The following is a 16,685-nucleotide window of genomic DNA, read 5'->3' as shown; positions in this document are numbered from 1 at the left end:
TATGCGTCGCCTCCTCGCGATCCCGCTTCTCGTCCTCGCCGCCGCCTGTACGACGCCGCCGACCAGCAAGCCGGTCGTGCAGGCCAAGGACTTGCCGCCGCTCGGTCCCTGCCCAGCATCGTCCTGGAAACCCGAATCGCCGCCGCCGTCGTCGAGTGCTAGGACGTCGATGGTGTTGCTGGCGGTCGGCGAATGGGGTCGCTACGGCAAGCAGGTTATCACCTACTCGAAGGATGGACCGCCCCGGACGGAACAACTCGGCATCAGGGAGCGCGAGGCGCCGCAGCGCATCGCCGACTACTGGGCTTCGGTCGGCAACAGGCTGAGCGGATTGAACGACGTGCCGTGGTCGGCGGCCTTCATCTCGTGGGACATCGAGAGTGCCGGCGTGCCGCGCGACCTCTTCTGCCCCGACCAGCGCCATACGATCTACGTCGAGCGAATCGTCGAACGCGCGAAGAGGCCGGGTGCGGTGTTCTTCCCGCACCAGCCTGACGCCTATGCGCCCAGAGTGGGCGATCTCGTCTGCGCCTCGCGCGAGGGCAGCGGCACGACCCTGCAAAACCTGAATCGAGGGGCAGGACATTGCGACATCGTGGTTGACGTCCAGCCGGGCCATCTCTCCGCGATCGGCGGCAATGTAGGGGACTCCGTTACCCGCAGCGTCTTTCCACTGGACGCGAACGGTATTTTGTCGCCCATATCCGGCCGACCCGTCTTCGCGGTCATCGAAAACCGGCTGCCCTGAAGGAAGGACAATGTCTTCGCTCTACGACTACATCATCGTCGGCGCCGGCTCGGCCGGTTGCGCCCTGGCCGCACGACTGGCCTGGGAACGGCCGAACCTGCGCATCCTGGTCCTCGAGGCCGGGGGACCAGACAAGTCGTTCATGCTGAAGATGCCCGCCGGCTTCGCTTCGCTGGGCGAGAAGAATCCCTACAACTGGCACTACGAGACGACGCCCCAGAAGAACTGCAACGATCGCCGCATGTACTGGCCGCGCGGCAAGACTCTGGGCGGCTCCTCCGCGATCAACGCGATGCTCTACGTACGCGGCCACGCCTCGGATTACGACCACTGGCGCCAGCTCGGCAACGAAGGCTGGTCCTATGAAGATGTGCTGCCGTACTTCAAGAAGGCGGAGAACAACGAGCGCGGCGCCGACGCCTTCCACGGCACCGGCGGTCCACTGAACGTCGCCGACCAGGTCGATCCCAGCAAGCTGAACGAGGCCTTCCTCAAGGCCGCCGAGCAGGCCGGCCACAAGCGCAACAAGGACTTCAACGGCGCCGAGCAGGATGGCGTCGGGCTCTACCAGGTGACACAGAAGAATAAGCAGCGCTGGAGCGCGGCGAGTGCCTACCTGCGCCCCGCGGTCGAGAACAGCGGCGCGTACATCAAGGTCGTCACCGGCGCCCTCACCGAACGCATCATCTTCGACCAGAAGCGCGCCATGGGCGTGCGCTACACGCTGGAAGGCCGCGACGAGGTCGCCCGCGTCACCCGCGAGATCATCCTGTGCGGCGGCGCCATCAACTCGCCGCAGCTCATGATGCTGTCGGGCATCGGCCCGGCCGATCACCTGAAGTCGATCGGCATCCGGCCGTTGCTTGATCTGCCCGGCGTCGGCGCCAACCTGCAGGACCATCTCGACGCCTCGCTGCTGCAGTTCTGCAAGACGCGCGATACCTACGACCGCGCCAACAAGCTGGCGTCGCTCTACCAGTATGTCGTTAACAAGAAGGGGCCCGGCACCTCGCCGATCGCCGAGTCGGGCGGCTTCCTGCGAACACGCCCGGGCCTGGCGGCGCCCGACATCCAGCTTCATTTCCTGCCCGTGCTTGTGATGGACCATGGCCGCACCCGCCTGAACAAGGACGGCTACAGCCTGCACGTCTGCACCCTGCGGCCCGAGAGCAAGGGCACGATCCGGCTGCGCAGCAAGGACCCGAAGGAACATCCGCTGATCGATCCGAACTATCTCGGCGAGCGCCAGGACCTCGACACGCTGATCGCCGGCGTGAAGATGGGTCGCGACATCCTCGCCCAGTCCGGCCTCGATCCCTATCGCGCCGATGAACTGGCGCCGGGCGCGGCCGTGAAGACCGACGCCGAGATCGAGCAGTGGATCCGCACCAAGTGCGAGACGATCTATCACCCGGTCGGCAGCTGCAAGATGGGCCCGGCCAGCGATCCCATGGCGGTGGTCGACGACAAGCTGCTGGTGCACGGCGTCGAGGGACTGCGCGTGGTCGATGCGTCGGTCATGCCGACCCTGATCGGCGGCAACACCAACGCGCCCACCATCATGCTCGCCGAGCGCACCGCCGCGATCATGCACGCGGCGGGAATGACGAACTGAGCCGGGGCCGCCGGCTCAGGCGATCGCGATCTTCATGACGAGATCGTTGTAGTCGAAATCGCTGCCTTGGCTGGCGAGTAGGTCCTCGAAGCCGAACATGTTCTGGCCGTAGGTCCGGATATGCTCCTGCCCGTCCGCGTTGGCCGTCCCGAGGACGAACGTGTTGCCGCTCTCGGTATAGAGGACCGGCGCGTAGTATCCCGTTCCCTTTGAGACAACCCAGTCGTCCGACGCGGCGAAGTTGCCGCGTCCTCCGGACACCGCAAAGTTCGGATCCCAGTTCTGCTGCACCGCCGTCCGGAAGGCGTCGGTATTGCTGTAGGGAACACCGCCGACGCTCCACTCTCCGGTCGTCGAATTGACGTCGATCTTCACGAAGTGGATCGTATTGAGATTCCAGGCGCTGCCCGCCACGTCGACCTGCATGGTCGAGCCCTGCGTGAGATACACCCAGGCCTGATCGTCCTGCTGTTGGCTCTGCGCAAGCTGCGCCGCGGCAGAAAGCGTGTTGTCCACAGCGGCTGACAGATTGAGCGTTCCGAAGGCGCCGCTGACGTTGACCGCTAGCGCGCCGCTGCCCGTCACGACGATGCCCGGAAGCTGCTCGATCGAATTCGCGCCGGTCTGGATCGCGAACTGGAGTTGCAGGCCGACCGACAGGTAGACGGACTGTGTGCCCTGCCCCATGACCGTCCCGCTGTCGAAGGCGACCGAGCCGATGCGCGCCAGCACCGACTCCTCCAGCGACGCGCCGACCTGTCCGTCGCGGCCGACCAAATCTCCGTTGGCGTCGGTCGCATAGACCAGCAGCGTGCCGTTTGGCAGGCTCGAATTCGCCGTCTGCAGCGTGATCCAGTTGCCCGCGGCATCGCCGCTGGCTCCGTCGAGCGCGATATAGCTGCTGGCGCTTTGGAAATCGAGGCTGTCCAGGTCCACGGTGAAGGTCAGGTAGCTGCTCGGGTTACCAATTTGATGCGACGTGGCATAGCCCAGGAATTCGGTCAGCACGGCGGTATAGGTGCCGCTGCCGAACGACGAAGCGGCGGTCGTCCACTTGCCATCGATATCCGCCACGGCCGTGATCGGCACGTGCGAGGACAGGCCGGCGCCCGACAGGAAGGAGATCTGCGCGGTATTCAGCGCCCCGATCTTGTTGGTGAAGTTCGCGATCACGCCACCCTGGCCGTTCTCCGCATTGTGGTTCAGCCACGCCTGGTCCGACGCGTACCAGCCGAACGCGAGCGAACCGTCGGTCACGTCGGAGAGATCGGCATTTGGCGTGCCCAGCGTGGTCGAACCGCCCCAGTTGCTGAAGATGGAGTTCGTGCGCGTGCCCAGCACCGGCGCCAGCGGCGCCTGCCAGACAGTGGGATTGGCCTCGATGATGGTCTGGTCAGTGATCAGTTCGAGCAGCCGCGGGTCCATCGACAAGGTGTTGCCGTTGAACATGTTGAACGACAGGCCGCCAGTCCCCGTGAGGTATTGGTCCGCGACGTCGCTTCCCACGTACGAGGCCAGACCGTCGATGGCTATGCTGCCCGCCTGGTTGACGCCCGTGGCGACGTAGTTTGGATTGAGGATCCCCGATCCCGCCACCCCGTTCATGTAGATGTTGTAGGTGCGGCTGATGGGGTTGTGCTCGTTCTTCTCGGAGAAGACGAGCTGATACCAGTTCACACCCGTCGCGTAGGGCAAGTCGTTGATCGTAAGGCCGGTGCCCGTCGGTGCGGCTCCACCTGCGGCCGTCAGGGTCTTGGTCGCGGCGTCGTAGTTCCACTGCTGATAGAGTGTCTCGGTTGCCGTATCGAAAACAACGTACTCGAACTTGTAGTCGCCTGCGGCGCCTCCAGTGAAGAAGCCCAGGCTGACCTTCAAGCCGGTCACGGGCCGCATCTGCCCAAGCCCGAGCGCGAACTGGACATCGATGGTGTCGGTCGAACCCAACGCATTCACGAACGGTCCGGGACTCGTCTTGTAGATCTCGGTAGGTGTGTAGAGCTGGTGGTCCGGCAACGTGCTGCCCGCGGGCGCCGTCTCGTTGTCGTCGTAGAGAGTCAGGGTGATGTTGGTGACGTCCAATCCGGCTACGACCGCCGACCCGCCGCCGGTGACTGAGGACGTTGCACTGGTCGCTGCCTCGACGGTGTAGCTACCGCCCGCGACACTCTTAATGACGAAGGCAGCCTTTCCGGGATCGCCCGGTATGTTGAGGCTGGGGGGCGCCGCCATGTTGATGCCCCCGACGGTGCCCGCCCCGGCGAACGTCACCAGGTCGCCCACCTGGTATCCATAGGTCCCGGCATTGGGGTCGGTGACGGAGACGATGTTCGAGCCAGCCGTCGTCGTGAAAGGGTTGGCGCCGAGCGGGACGGTATAGCCGGTCGGGATCAGCGGACCGCCCTGCTGGAACAGACTCATGAGGGCGTCGGAGTAACCGTTCCCGTACGAGTTCGTGTGGGAGAAGAAAATCTCGGCATACTTGTCGTAGGAAACGCCCGCTCCGTACGTCGACACGTCCCAGGTCCAAGGCGTCATCGTGTTGGCGCTGAAGGCGTAGCTGGGATCGAAATTCCAGTTCTGGCTGAGGTCGACGGTCGTCGGACCGCCCGTCCATTGGTTCGGCAAATGCCCCTGGCCGCCCATGTAGCCGCCGATATAGCCCGTCAGCAGCTTGACGAAGAAGGCACCCCACTGCGTGTTGAAGCCGGTATTCAGATCGGTCGTCGCGGTGCCGACATTGTTGACGAGCGTCGAGAACTCGTACGGAGCTTTGTCGGGGCTGTAGATCTGCGCGAACCCGAGGGTCGAGTAGATGCTGTTCGCGAGATCCTGGGTATCGATCTTGATGGTACCCTTGACTTGGCTGTTGACGTCCGGCGTGAAGACATACGTGCCGGCGTCGGGGCGAACATACGTAGGCGAGACCGTATCTCCGCCGCCCGTGCCCTGCTGGGCGGTCGTCGAGATGCCGAGCTCGTATTGCGTGGCATTCAGGACCTTGGTGATGGTGAACGTCGTGCCGTTGAGATAATCGGCGGTAAATCCCGCGAAGGCCTCAGCGCCTGTAAACGTGACTTCGACCCCCTCGGCGGCATACTTCGAGGCGGTGGGATCGGTCACCGTGAAGAACATGTCGCCCGCATTGGCCGAGAACGGGTTGTCGCCCAGAGGTACCGAGCTGACGATGGCGCTGCCGCCTCCCGTCGTCGTCTCGTTCGCCTGCGTGGCCTGGATGACGAACTGGTAGGTGTTCGCATCGATGACGTTGCTAACGAGATAGGTCGAGTTGAGTTCAGCTGCGGAGAAGCCTGCAAAGGGCGCGACGTTCTCGAACGTCACATAGGTCTGGCCGGCGACGTACTGGCTGGCGTTGGGATCGGTGACCGTGATGGCGCTGCTGTTCAGCTGCACCGAAAAGGGATTGGCTCCCAGCGTCGTCGAGGCATCGTAGACCGTCGCCGGCTGCTTCTCGTAGGTCAGCTTGTACGAATAGAAACCGGCATTGTGCCATTCCGTATAGGAAGCGCTTGGCGGTTGCCCAACCACGTAGTCGACCGTGCCCGCGCCATTGTACTGGCCGGCAATCCTCACGCTCGAAGCCATCTCGTTGCCGATCGATTCGATATAGGCGTTCCAGTCGGAGGCGGACACGCCCCCGGGTCCGCCGGGCGCCAACGCCGTCGTCGGCGCGGCCGCCAGTCGGGGCTGGCCAGCCAGCGGTCCGTACTCGAAGTTGTGAACCAGCCCACCGTCGGCCGTGAAGGCGGTTTCGATGTCGCTGAAGACCGCGCTTCCGTTGACCTGATAGCCGCGGGTTTGAGTGACCGCGCCGTTGGGAAACGCGATATCGACCGACATCGGGATACCGAAGACGTTGACGTCGGTCAGGTTGCCGGCATCCGCGGCGGCGCCCAGCAGCGAGAGTTCGAAACTGTCGTAGCGAAACTGGTTCGTGTCGGCGACGTCCCAGCTGATGTCCGACTCCTGCTGGATGACGCCGCCCGCTCCGAAGGTGAGTTCAGCCGGAGAATTGGGATTGGCGGTATCGTAGCTCTGGATGAGCAGGTAGACCTTGCCGCCGTCGTACGGATTCGGCAGCGTGATCTGCGTCGATGGGGTGGGCGTGCTCCCCACTTGGAGAGCGGTCGCGACGGGCGCACCCGTGTCCGTGAAGTAGACGGCCCATAGGCCGATCTGACCGTTCGACGTGCTCGACAGCGTCGTCTGAAGCTGTTGGCTGAGAGCGATCGTAAGGCTAGTCGACATTGTACGCTCCCGAACCGATGAATGCGGCGCGATCCTGGTTCAGAACGTGTGCAAGCTCAAATCCTAAATCCCTCGGAGATTCCGCCTAGCCGCGCTTTTCCACGACAAGGAGCCAGGGCCGGCCCGAGACGTTCATCAGGCGGCCGCGCGAGTCGACCGGGAAGAGGCTCATGGCCACGCTGTCCTTCACGTTGCCGCCGATCGCGTGGACGTATCCGCCGCGCACCTCGGTGACGATGTCGCAATGGGCGGCGGTGTTGTCGATGCGGCGGTGGGCGGTGCGCGGGTCGGCATAGCGCCAGGTCGGACCGGCGGAACCCGAGCAGACGAGGTCGCCCGGCTTGGGCGAATATTCGCTCGGCGCGTGCAGCAGGAACGGTGCGCTGCGCGACGCGCGCTCGCGATCGTACAGCGAGGCCAGATAGCTCCCATGGCGCCCGTCGCGTGGAAACTGCGAGGCGCTGTAGCCGGACTGCACCATCACCCAGGTGACGAAGGCGCCCGACCAGGGCTTGTCGGAGGTGCCGTTCCACTGTGGCCGGCCGCAGGCGCCCCAATACTCGCCGACGCGACTCGACAGAGGCTCGCTGCGCTCGGTTATGCCGTACCGGTTGGTATAGCCATTGGCCTGCCCGCCATAGACCACGGTGGCCCGGCCGAATTTCGACCATTCCTTCCAGGCGGTGTAGGCGACCTTGTCGCTGGGCGGCCTTTCATCAGGGCCCGATCCGCCCCCTCCGCATCCGGCCAGAGCAAGTGCCAGCACGAGGACGAGCGAAAGGAGTGCTGGCAGCCGGTGCCCGGTCGGGAAACAATGGAAACGACCGGAGGGCTGCCAGCAAACGCGAAAGCCGACATCGAGGGGGTCAGACTTCATGCGTCACATACAGTTTATAAAATAAGCGACTGTTATAATTATCATTTAAAGTAGCAGAGATTGCGCATCATGTCACCTCTTAAGAATTTGGATGAAGTTCGTCGACTAGAAGCCCTTGCCTTCCGGGGCTGGCCGGCTCTCGAAAGCCGTGATGTCCAGGGATGGCATCTGCGCTTCTCTGGCGGTTACACAAAAAGAGCCAATTCGATCAGTGCTCTAGGAGACAAAATTTCAACTGACGTCGAAACCGTGGAGGCAGCCTTCCGCGAGCGCGGAAGAACGCCGGTCTGGCGTCTCACGCCCTTGGCGCCCGCCGGCATGTCCGATCTCCTGAAAGCACGGGGCTACGCGCCAATCGAGCGCAGCCTCCTTCAGCGCTGCCCGCTCCACGAGGGGTTCCGGCCGGATTCCGCCGTCGGAATTTCCCTGAGCCCGTCCCCCGCCTGGATCGAGGCCTTCGCGGCCCACAGCCCCGTAAGACCCGAGCATCGCGAGACCATGCAGCGGATGCTGCAGGCGATCGCCCAGCCTGCCGGCTTCGCCTTCGTCCAGCACGAGGGCCGGCCGATGGCGATGGCGATCGGCGCGGTCGAAGGCGATCACATGGGGCTGTTCGATGTGCTGGTGATGCCAGAGGCGCGGCGGCAGGGTCTGGCGCGGCGCATCACCGAGAGCCTGTATGCCTGGGCCTGGGAACGGGGCGCGCGCTTCGCCTACCTGCAGGTGGTCGCCACCAATGCAGCGGCGATGCCCCTCTACGCGGCGCAGGGTTTCCGCACGGTCTACGAGTACGAGTATCTGATCCCGCCGACTTCTTGACCCTCCCGCGTCAGGCCTCGCATAGTCGATGCAGGGAGGAAATCCATAAATGTCGAACTATGCGTGGGAAAAGAGCTATCCGCCGGGCGTGAAGTGGGAACTCGACGTCCCGAAGACGACGATCCATCAGAGCTTCGAGGAAAGCTGCGCCAAGTACGGCGACCGGCCCTTCACCGACTTCCTCGACAAGGTGATGACGTTCCGTGACTACAAGCAGGCTTCCGACCGTGCCGCGGCCGGCTTCCAGAAGCTCGGCGTCAAGCCCGGCGTCAATGTCGGCCTCTATCTGCCCAACACGCCCCATTACATCATCGCTTTCTTTGGCGTACTGAAGGCCGGCGGCCGGGTGGTGAACTACTCGCCGCTCGACGCCGCGCGCGAACTCGAATTCAAGATCGGTGACTCCGAGACCGACATCCTGGTGACGCTGGAGGTCACCGCGCTCTACCCGAAGATGGCGGCGATGCGCGGCAAGACGCGGCTCAAGAAGCTGATCGTGGGATCGATCGCCGATTACCTGCCGTGGCCCAAGAACTGGCTCTACCCGATCGCGAAGAAGAAGGACCTGTCGGCTTGGCCGCGCGACGACTGGCACATGTCGTTCAAGGACCTGCTGGCGAACGACGGCGCCTACGCGGCCTACCAGCCCGCGAGCGAGAACCTGTGGGACGAGGTGGCGCTGCTGCAATATACCGGCGGCACCACAGGCCTGCCCAAGGCCGCGATGCTGACGCATGGCTGCGTGATGGCGGCGATGAGCCAGGGCCAGGCCTGGACGACGCCCTACACGACGCCCGGCACCGAGAAGGTCGTCTGCGTGCTGCCGCTGTTCCACATCTACGCGCTGTCGGGAATCATGCTGGGCGCGGTGCGCAACGGCAACCAGCTCATCCTCTACCCGCGACCCGACATCGACATGATCGTGAGCGATCTGGCGAAGAAGAAGCCGACCTTCCTGCCCGGCGTTCCCACGCTCTACACCGCGATCAACAAGCATCCCAAGGCGCAGGGGCTCGACCTCAGCTCGCTGAAGATCTGCATGTCGGGCGGCGCTCCCCTGCCGGTCGAAGTGCAACAGAGCTTCGAGAAGCTGACGGGCGCCACCCTGATCGAAGGCTACGGCCTCACGGAGACGTCGCCCACCGGCGCGATCTGCCCGGTCGACAAGAGCGTGCGCCGGATCGGCTCGTGCGGCGTGCCGATGCCGGGCACCATCATCGAGATCCGCGACATGGAGGACGGTGACAAGGTGCTGCCCGTCGGCAAGGAGCATGTCGGCGAAGTCTGCATCATCGGGCCTCAAGTGATGAAGGGCTACTGGAAGAACCCGACGGAGACCGAGAAGGTCCTGTTCCGCCATCCGTCGAGCAACTGGATGGGCCTGCGCACCGGCGACATGGGTTACATGGACGAAGACGGCTGGCTCTACCTGGTCGACCGTTCGAAGGACCTGATCATCTCGTCGGGTTACAACGTCTATCCGCGCATGATCGAGGAGGCCGTCTACGAGCATCCGGCGGTCGACGAGGTGATCGTGATCGGCATCCCCGATCCCTATCGCCAGGAAGCGCCCAAGGTGTTCGTGAAGCTGAAGCCCGGCGCCTCGCTCACCTTCGAGGAGCTGAAGAAGCATCTCGAGGGCAAGATCGGCAAGCACGAGATGCCGGTCGCCCTCGAGATCCGCGCGGAGCTGCCCAAGACGCCGGTCGGCAAGCTCTCCAAGAAGGAACTCAAGGAAGAAGAACGGGCCAAGGCGCAGTCGAAGGCGGCCTAGGCCGGCTCACACCTCCCCCATCATACGGGAGAGGTGGCCCCGGCGCCGTTTACGGCGCCTTTGGCCGGAGGGGGAGAGCCACAGGCAAGATATTCGTGGCACAATAGGTTCATGCACCTCGTCCGCTGCCTTCCCCCTCCGCCCCCTACGGGGGCACCTCCCTCGTCTGACGGGGAAGGAAGATGAGGCGACGCGTTCTGATACTCGGCGGCGCCACCCTGGTGCTGGGCGGCTGCTTCGACCGGCCGTGCCATGAGCGCAATCCGGCGCAGAAGGCGTTCCTCGACGGGCTGCAGGAGCTGGCCAAGCCCGCCCTCGCCTCGAACAACCCGCTGCGGGTCGAGGAAGCCGCCCGTCAGAGCGTGGCCCTCGCCGACAAGGTCGGGGCCTTCGGCGACTGGTGCGGCACGCTGACCAAGATCGAGGGCAATGCCCAGACCGCGACGGTCACGATCGACATCGGCCGGCAGGTTTCGCTCTACGCGTTCAACGACTGGGCGCTGGCCTTTGCCGGCACGGTGACCGACTTTTTCTCCACACGATCGCGTGCCACGCCGCCACCGGGCCTTTCCGAACCGGCCGTCGCGGCGCTAAAAACCCTGCGGCTTGCCGAAAGGGTGACGCTTTCCGGCCGGATGGGCGAGATCGCGGGCTCCGGCGTGTTGGATCTCTCCCGTCTGTTCGGCAAGACCGCCACGGATCATCGCCAGTTCCTGCAGACGCCACGCTTCGTGGCGCGCATAGAAGCCCTCCAGGCTTCGAAGAAGTAGAAAGGATTTCGAGGTGCCGTCTTTTTCGTATGAGTTTCCCTACGCGTCCAAGAAACTGCCGGTCTTCGCCTCGAACATGGTGGCCTCCTCGCAGCATCTCGCGGCCACCGCCGGCCTGCGCATGCTGGCCAAGGGCGGCAACGCAGTCGACGCCGCGATCGCGGCCGCCGTCGCCATCACGGTCGTCGAGCCGACGATGAACGGCATCGGCGCCGACGCCTTCTGCATCTTGTGGGACGGCACGAAGCTGGTCGGCCTCAACGCCTCGGGCCATTCGCCGGCGCTGATGACGCCCGATCGCTATGAGGGGCAGGCCAACATGCCCAATGTCGGCTGGGGCAGCGTCACCACGCCGGGCGCGGTGTCGCTCTGGATGGAACTGCACAAGCGCTACGGGAAACTGCCGTTCGCCGACCTGTTCGAACCCGGCATCAAGTACGCCCATGACGGTTTCCGCGTCTCCTACATGGTCGCACGCCAATGGGAGAGCGCCATCGACCGGCTGAAGGGCCAGGAGAGCTGGGTGAAGGCGTTCCTGCCGAACGGCCGCGCGCCGCAGCCGGGCGAACTCTGGAAGTTCCCCGACCAGGCCAGGACGCTGACCAAGATCGCCGAGAGCAAGGGCGAAGCCTTCTATCGCGGTGAACTTGCCGAGATGATGGACAAGTACGCCCGCGAAACCGGCGGCGCGCTGCGCAAGGAAGACCTCGCCGAGCACAAGCCCGACTGGGTCGATCCGATCGGCCTCACCTATCGCGGAACGACGCTGCACGAGATTCCGCCCTCAGGCCAGGGCATCGCCGCCTGCATGGCGCTGGGCATCCTCGAGAACTTCGAACTGGCCGGCCGCGACCCCGACGGGCCCGAGGTCGCGCATCTGCGCATCGAGGCAATGAAGCTCGCCTTCGCCGACATCTATCGCTACGTGGCCGACCCTCGTTTCATGGAAGTGACGCCGGCGCAGATGCTCGACAAGGGCTACCTGAAGAGCCGCGCCAAGCTGATCGATCCGAAGAAGGCGCAGGATTTCGGTCCGGGCACGCCCAAGGAGAGCGGCACGATCTATCTCGGCACGGCCGACGAGTCCGGCATGATGGTGTCGCTGATTCAGTCGAACTACACCGGCTTCGGCTCGGGCGTCGTGGTCCCCGGCACCGGCATCGCGCTCCAGAACCGCGCCACCGGCTTCGTCACCAATAAGGGCCATCCCAACGAGGTCGGCCCCAAGAAGCGGCCGTTCCATACGATCATCCCGGCCTTCATCACCAAGGACGGAAAGCCGGTCGCGACCTTCGGCCTGATGGGCGGCGCCATGCAGCCGCAGGGCCACATGCAGGTCTTCTCGCGCATCGTCGACTACGGCCAGAACCCGCAGGCCGCCATCGACGCCGGCCGCTGGCGCGTGCACGAGACGGACGGAACGGTGTGGACCGAGGATCACTTCCCCGCGGCGACGGCGACCGGCCTCGAGGAGCGTGGCCACAAGATCACGCGCACGGGCTGGCCGAGCTTCGCCTTCGGATCGAGCCAGATCATCTGGCGCTTCCCCGACGGCGGCCCCTATCTCGGCGCCTCCGAGAGCCGCCGCGACGGCGCCGCGGTCGGGTTCTAAGGACCGACCGCCCTCATATGTCCTCTCCCCCGCCGCGCGGGCGGAGAGGACCATGAGAATTGGCACGCTTGTTGCCTCCCAAGGGAACTGCTTGGGAGGCATTTTAATGATCAATCGTCGTCGTCTGCTGGCCGGGGCCAGCCTTGCTGCCGTGGGAACCCTGGCCGCGCCGTCCGTCCTTCGTGCGCAAGCCGGCCAGACGGTCAAGATGGGCGCCCTTCGACTCGTTCATTCGATGCCGCCGCACTTCTACGCGCAGTTCGCGCCTCCCGGCCTCAAGATCGAGATCATCACCTTCGACAGCCCGACCGACTGCAAGAACGCTGTGGTCACCAAGTCGGTGGACCTCGGCACGTTCGGCATCGCCGCCGGTATCCTGGGCGCTGCCGCCGGCGAACCGGTCGTCGTGGTGGGCGCGATGTCGAACAAGGGCATGGGCGTGATCTCCAAGGCCGGCTCCGACGTGAAGACGATCAAGGACCTCAAAGGCAAGAAGGTCGGCATCTGGCCGGGCTCCACGCAGGAAGTCTTCATCCTCGAGCGCATGCGCATGGAGGGTCTCACGCCGAAGGACATCACGTCGGTCCGCGTCCCGTTCGGCGAAATGCCGGCCATGCTCGCGCGCGGCGACATCGACGCCTATGTCGGCGCCGAGCCCGGCCCGGCGCTCTCCATCACGTCCGGCGTCGGTCAGCTCGTCGAGTACCCCTATGGCACGTCCATGGGCGGCCTCAACATGATCATCGGCACCAATGAGGAGACCGTCACCAAGAACCCGGACATGATCCGCGCCATGCTGAAGATCCACCGCCAGGCCGTCGAGTTCATGTCGGCGAATAAGCCGGCCGTGGTCGAGATGACGGTGCAGAAGCTTGGCGCCAACCGCGCCGCGGTCGAGCAGGCACTCGGCGCCGACAATGTTGAGTATGTGTGGAAGCTCGACGACAAGGTGCAGGGCCAGGCCAAGACCTACGCCCAGCACATGCTGGAGCTGAAGCAGATCCGCGCGCTGCCGAAGTTCGACGTCTTCCTCAATCCCAAGTTCTCGAACGAGATCGCCAGCTAGCCGGAAGACGGGCGACGGAGCGCACCATGGCGATCGTCGAGACAGGATCGGTTCACGCGGCGGCACCGACCGCCGTCGTGCCGCGCAGAGCGACGCGCTCGACATGGTCGCGCTTCAAGCCGACAGTGCTGGCGCTGATCGTACCGCTGATGCTGCTCGCCTTCTGGCAGGTGGCGACCACCCAGCAATGGACCCGGCTGATCCCGACGCCCTACGCGGTCGGGGAGTACATGATCGACTTCGCCGTGGGCGGCATCTACGACGATGCCTACTCCGCGACGTTGGCCACGCATCTGCTGGCGTCGATGAGCCGCGTCTATGGCGGCTTCGCGCTGGCTGCGATGTTCGCACTGCCCATCGGCATCCTGGTCGGGCGTGTGCCGACCGCGCGCATGCTGCTCGATCCGTTCCTCCAGGTCATGCGGCCGATCCCGGTCACCGCCTGGCTGCCGCTGTCGATGATCCTGTTCGGGCTGGGCGCCAAGTCGGCCTTCGCCCTGGTCTGCCTCGGCGCCTTCTATCCGATCCTGCTCAACACGATCTTCGGTGTGCGCTCGGTCGATCCCAAGCTGTTCGAAGCGGCCTCGATGCTGGGCTGCCGCGGCAACGCGCAGTTCTACAAAGTGGTGCTGCCGGCGGCCACGCCGTCGATCTTCACCGGCCTACGGCTCGGCCTCGGCCTCGCCTGGTTCGTCATCGTCGTCGGCGAGATGACCGGCGTGCCGCAGGGGCTGGGTGCCGTGATCATGGACGGCCGCACCCTGTCGCGCACCGAGCTGGTGATCTGCGGCATGATCGTGATCGGCCTCGCCGGCTACCTGTCCGACCGCGTCGTGGTGGCGCTCGGCAACTACCTGCTGCGCTGGAGCCCCAATCACCATGGCTGAGTCTGCGACTCCGATCGTCGAGATCAAGGGCGTGTCCAAGGTCTTCCAGCTACAGGATCAGACGATCCATGCGCTCTCGGACGCCAACCTCTCGATCAACAAGGGCGAGTTCATCTGCCTGATCGGCGCCTCGGGCTGCGGCAAGTCCACCCTGCTCCGCATCATGGCCGGGTTCGACCAGCCTTCGTCGGGAGAGGCGCTGATGTGGGGCCGTCCGATCGCCGGACCCGATCCGTCGCGCGGCATGGTCTTCCAGGACTATGCGCTGTTCCCGTGGCTCAGCGTGCGCGCCAACATCGGATTCGGCCCGGCCGCGCGCGGCCTGGGCGCCGCCGAGGTCAAGCAGATCGTCGACAAGTTCATCGACCTCGTGGGCCTCGCCAAGTTCGCCAACGCCTATCCGCACCAGCTTTCGGGCGGCATGAAGCAGCGCGTGGCGATCGCCCGCGTGCTGGCCAACGATGCCGAGCTGGTGCTGATGGACGAGCCGTTCGGCGCCCTCGATGCCATGACGCGCGAGCGCCTGCAGGACGAGCTCCTGGACATCTGGGAGCGCACCAAGCTCACCGTCGTGTTCGTGACCCATGCGGTCGAGGAAGCGATCCTGCTGGCCAACCGCGTGGTGGTGATGACACCCGGCCCGGGCCGCATCGAAAGCGACAACATGCTGGATCTTCCGCGGCCGCGCGACGTGGCCAGCCCTGAATTCAATGCCATCCGCCGCGTCCTGAGCAACAAGCTGCACAGCCACCACGGCAAGAAGGCGGCCTGACCGGCCGGTCCTAATCCGGACGCTTCTCCGGGTAGGCAGGCAGACCGTCCGCGCTCTTCACCCAAGCCAGGCCGGACGCCCGCCATGTGTGGGATTTCGGCGGTACCCGTTCGGGGTCATCGAGCGAGCAGGTCGTCACGTCGATCTCGTCGGGATGGTCCGCGGACTGGAAGGTGAGCGCGGTGCCGCACGCCCCGCAGAAGGTTCGCGTCGCAGCCCCGGATGACCGGAAGCGCGCCGGCTCGCCGGCAACGATACGGAAGTCCCCGGTCTTGACGGTGAACCACGCCACGATCGGCGCGCCGGTGGTGCGACGGCAGATCGAACAATGACAAACCGTCTCGTGCCAGGGCTCGCCCTCGGCCTCGTAGCGGACGGTGCCGCAGAAACAACCGCCTTTCAGCATCGCCACCTCCGTCGTGATCGGGACGCCGGGCCTCACTTCCCGCAATAGGCCTCGAGCCGGTAACCGTCGGGGTCGATCACGAAGGCCGCATAGTAGGTCGGGCTGTAGTCCGAACGAAGGCCGGGCTTGCCGTTGTCGCTGCCGCCGCTCCTGAGCGCCGCGGCATGGAACGCGTCGACCGACTTCCGGTCCTTCGCAACGAAGCAGAAGTGCAGGCCGGATTCCAGATCGGCCTTCACAGGCTTCACTGCCTTGCCGATCCACAGGCCGACTTCCTTCTCACCGTAGCCCAGCGAGGTTTCTCCGTCGCTAAGCCGCGCATAACCGAGCGGCTCCAGCGCGGCGTCATAGAACCTCCGGGTGCGGGCGATGTCGGCGACGCCAATGGATACATGGTCGAACATGGCAATTCCCTCCTGTATAACTATGTAACTGGTTACATGGTTATGTTGACATGCATTCCTTGTCAACCGGACAACCGGTTAGTAAGTCCGCTCGATGAATCGCCCTGACCTCTGCCTCGACTTCGCCAACACGCGTTACTGGCGCGGCCAGGACATGCCGACGGAGACGCTGAACACGCCGGCGGATCTGGCAGTCTGGGCCAAGGCGCCGAAGGCCCCCGCCCCCAGGGAGTTCGAGCGCGCGCTCGAGCTGCGCGAGACGATCCATCGCCTGTTCGATGCCGTCGCCCAAGGCAAGGCGCCCGCCAGCCGTGATTTCGAGGGTCTGAATGCGGCGCTGGCCGGCGCGCCGGCGCGTACGGTCCTGAAGCGCGGCAAGGAGACGTTCGACTGGGAGGTCGACATGCGATCGGGCACGGCGCTGGCCCTCCTCGCCCCCGTCCTGTGGTCGGCGGGCGACCTGCTGGCGAGCGGCAAGCTCGACAAGATCCGGCGCTGCGCCAACCCGGAGTGCCTCTACCTGTTTCTCGACGAGAGCCGGGCCGGCAAACGGCGCTGGTGCACCATGTCGTCCTGCGGCAACCGCGCCAAGGCCAGGCGGCACCACCACAAGGCCAAACAGACGCAGAAAGGGCCCCACGAAGGGGCCCTTGGTTAGTACGGCGTGGC

General features: G+C 64.9%; 14 protein-coding genes. 10 read left to right on the top strand and 4 right to left on the bottom strand.

Annotated elements, in window-relative coordinates; all coding sequences use genetic code 11:
• Position 1 precedes the first annotated feature (1 nt).
• Both ACQY78_RS26925 and ACQY78_RS26920 read left to right on the top strand, forming a co-directional pair.
• Entirely contained in the window at positions 2-748 is a 747-nt protein-coding gene (locus tag ACQY78_RS26925; protein ID WP_428681091.1) for a DUF2272 domain-containing protein, read from the top strand.
• A gap of 10 nt (positions 749-758) precedes the next feature.
• Positions 759-2,363 carry a GMC family oxidoreductase gene (locus tag ACQY78_RS26920; RefSeq protein ID WP_428681089.1) on the top strand — a complete coding sequence of 535 codons (1,605 nt, stop codon included), beginning with the start codon at positions 759-761 and terminating at the stop codon, positions 2,361-2,363.
• A 15-nt stretch (positions 2,364-2,378) separates the two neighbouring features.
• Here the strand turns inward: ACQY78_RS26920 and ACQY78_RS26915 are convergent, their stop codons facing one another.
• Complete coding sequence (locus ACQY78_RS26915) at positions 2,379-6,629, bottom strand: beta strand repeat-containing protein (protein WP_428681087.1); 4,251 nt, start codon at positions 6,627-6,629, stop codon at positions 2,379-2,381.
• Positions 6,630-6,714: 85 nt separating this feature from the next.
• Positions 6,715-7,506, bottom strand: coding sequence for a DUF2272 domain-containing protein (locus ACQY78_RS26910; protein WP_428681085.1), 792 nt, complete (start codon positions 7,504-7,506; stop codon positions 6,715-6,717).
• Between the two features lie 69 nt (positions 7,507-7,575).
• Here ACQY78_RS26910 and ACQY78_RS26905 point away from each other — a divergent pair, with 69 nt between their 5' ends.
• The 7 genes from ACQY78_RS26905 (at position 7,576) to ACQY78_RS26875 (ending at position 15,206) form a co-directional block, all read left to right on the top strand.
• A complete protein-coding gene (locus ACQY78_RS26905) occupies positions 7,576-8,325 on the top strand; it encodes a GNAT family N-acetyltransferase (protein ID WP_428681083.1) in 750 nt (249 codons plus the stop codon).
• Between the two features lie 49 nt (positions 8,326-8,374).
• Complete coding sequence (locus ACQY78_RS26900) at positions 8,375-10,099, top strand: long-chain-fatty-acid--CoA ligase (protein ID WP_428681081.1); 1,725 nt, start codon at positions 8,375-8,377, stop codon at positions 10,097-10,099.
• A 182-nt stretch (positions 10,100-10,281) separates the two neighbouring features.
• On the top strand, positions 10,282-10,869 hold the full coding sequence (locus ACQY78_RS26895) for a hypothetical protein (protein ID WP_428681079.1): 588 nt from the start codon (positions 10,282-10,284) through the stop codon (positions 10,867-10,869).
• A 13-nt stretch (positions 10,870-10,882) separates the two neighbouring features.
• Positions 10,883-12,481 carry a gamma-glutamyltransferase family protein gene (locus tag ACQY78_RS26890; protein WP_428681077.1) on the top strand — a complete coding sequence of 533 codons (1,599 nt, stop codon included), beginning with the start codon at positions 10,883-10,885 and terminating at the stop codon, positions 12,479-12,481.
• Positions 12,482-12,587: 106 nt separating this feature from the next.
• Positions 12,588-13,547, top strand: coding sequence for an ABC transporter substrate-binding protein (locus ACQY78_RS26885; RefSeq protein WP_428681075.1), 960 nt, complete (start codon positions 12,588-12,590; stop codon positions 13,545-13,547).
• Positions 13,548-13,573: 26 nt separating this feature from the next.
• Positions 13,574-14,434 (top strand): ABC transporter permease, encoded by an 861-nt coding sequence (locus tag ACQY78_RS26880; RefSeq protein ID WP_428681073.1) that lies wholly within the window; start codon positions 13,574-13,576, stop codon positions 14,432-14,434.
• Entirely contained in the window at positions 14,427-15,206 is a 780-nt protein-coding gene (locus ACQY78_RS26875) for an ABC transporter ATP-binding protein (RefSeq protein WP_428681071.1), read from the top strand. Before ACQY78_RS26880 ends, ACQY78_RS26875 begins: the two co-directional genes overlap by 8 nt.
• A gap of 10 nt (positions 15,207-15,216) precedes the next feature.
• Here ACQY78_RS26875 and ACQY78_RS26870 read toward each other — a convergent pair whose 3' ends face one another.
• Complete coding sequence (locus tag ACQY78_RS26870; protein WP_428681069.1) at positions 15,217-15,612, bottom strand: GFA family protein; 396 nt, start codon at positions 15,610-15,612, stop codon at positions 15,217-15,219.
• A 32-nt stretch (positions 15,613-15,644) separates the two neighbouring features.
• On the bottom strand, positions 15,645-16,016 hold the full coding sequence (locus ACQY78_RS26865; protein ID WP_428681067.1) for a VOC family protein: 372 nt from the start codon (positions 16,014-16,016) through the stop codon (positions 15,645-15,647).
• A gap of 94 nt (positions 16,017-16,110) precedes the next feature.
• Between ACQY78_RS26865 and ACQY78_RS26860 the strand changes: the two genes are divergently transcribed.
• Positions 16,111-16,674, top strand: coding sequence for a CGNR zinc finger domain-containing protein (locus tag ACQY78_RS26860; protein WP_428681065.1), 564 nt, complete (start codon positions 16,111-16,113; stop codon positions 16,672-16,674).
• The last annotated feature ends 11 nt before the right edge of the window (positions 16,675-16,685 follow it).

It is taken from the genome of Reyranella sp. (assembly GCF_965279625.1).
GTDB lineage: Bacteria > Pseudomonadota > Alphaproteobacteria > Reyranellales > Reyranellaceae > Reyranella.
This window is presented reverse-complemented; position numbering and strand designations above follow the sequence as displayed.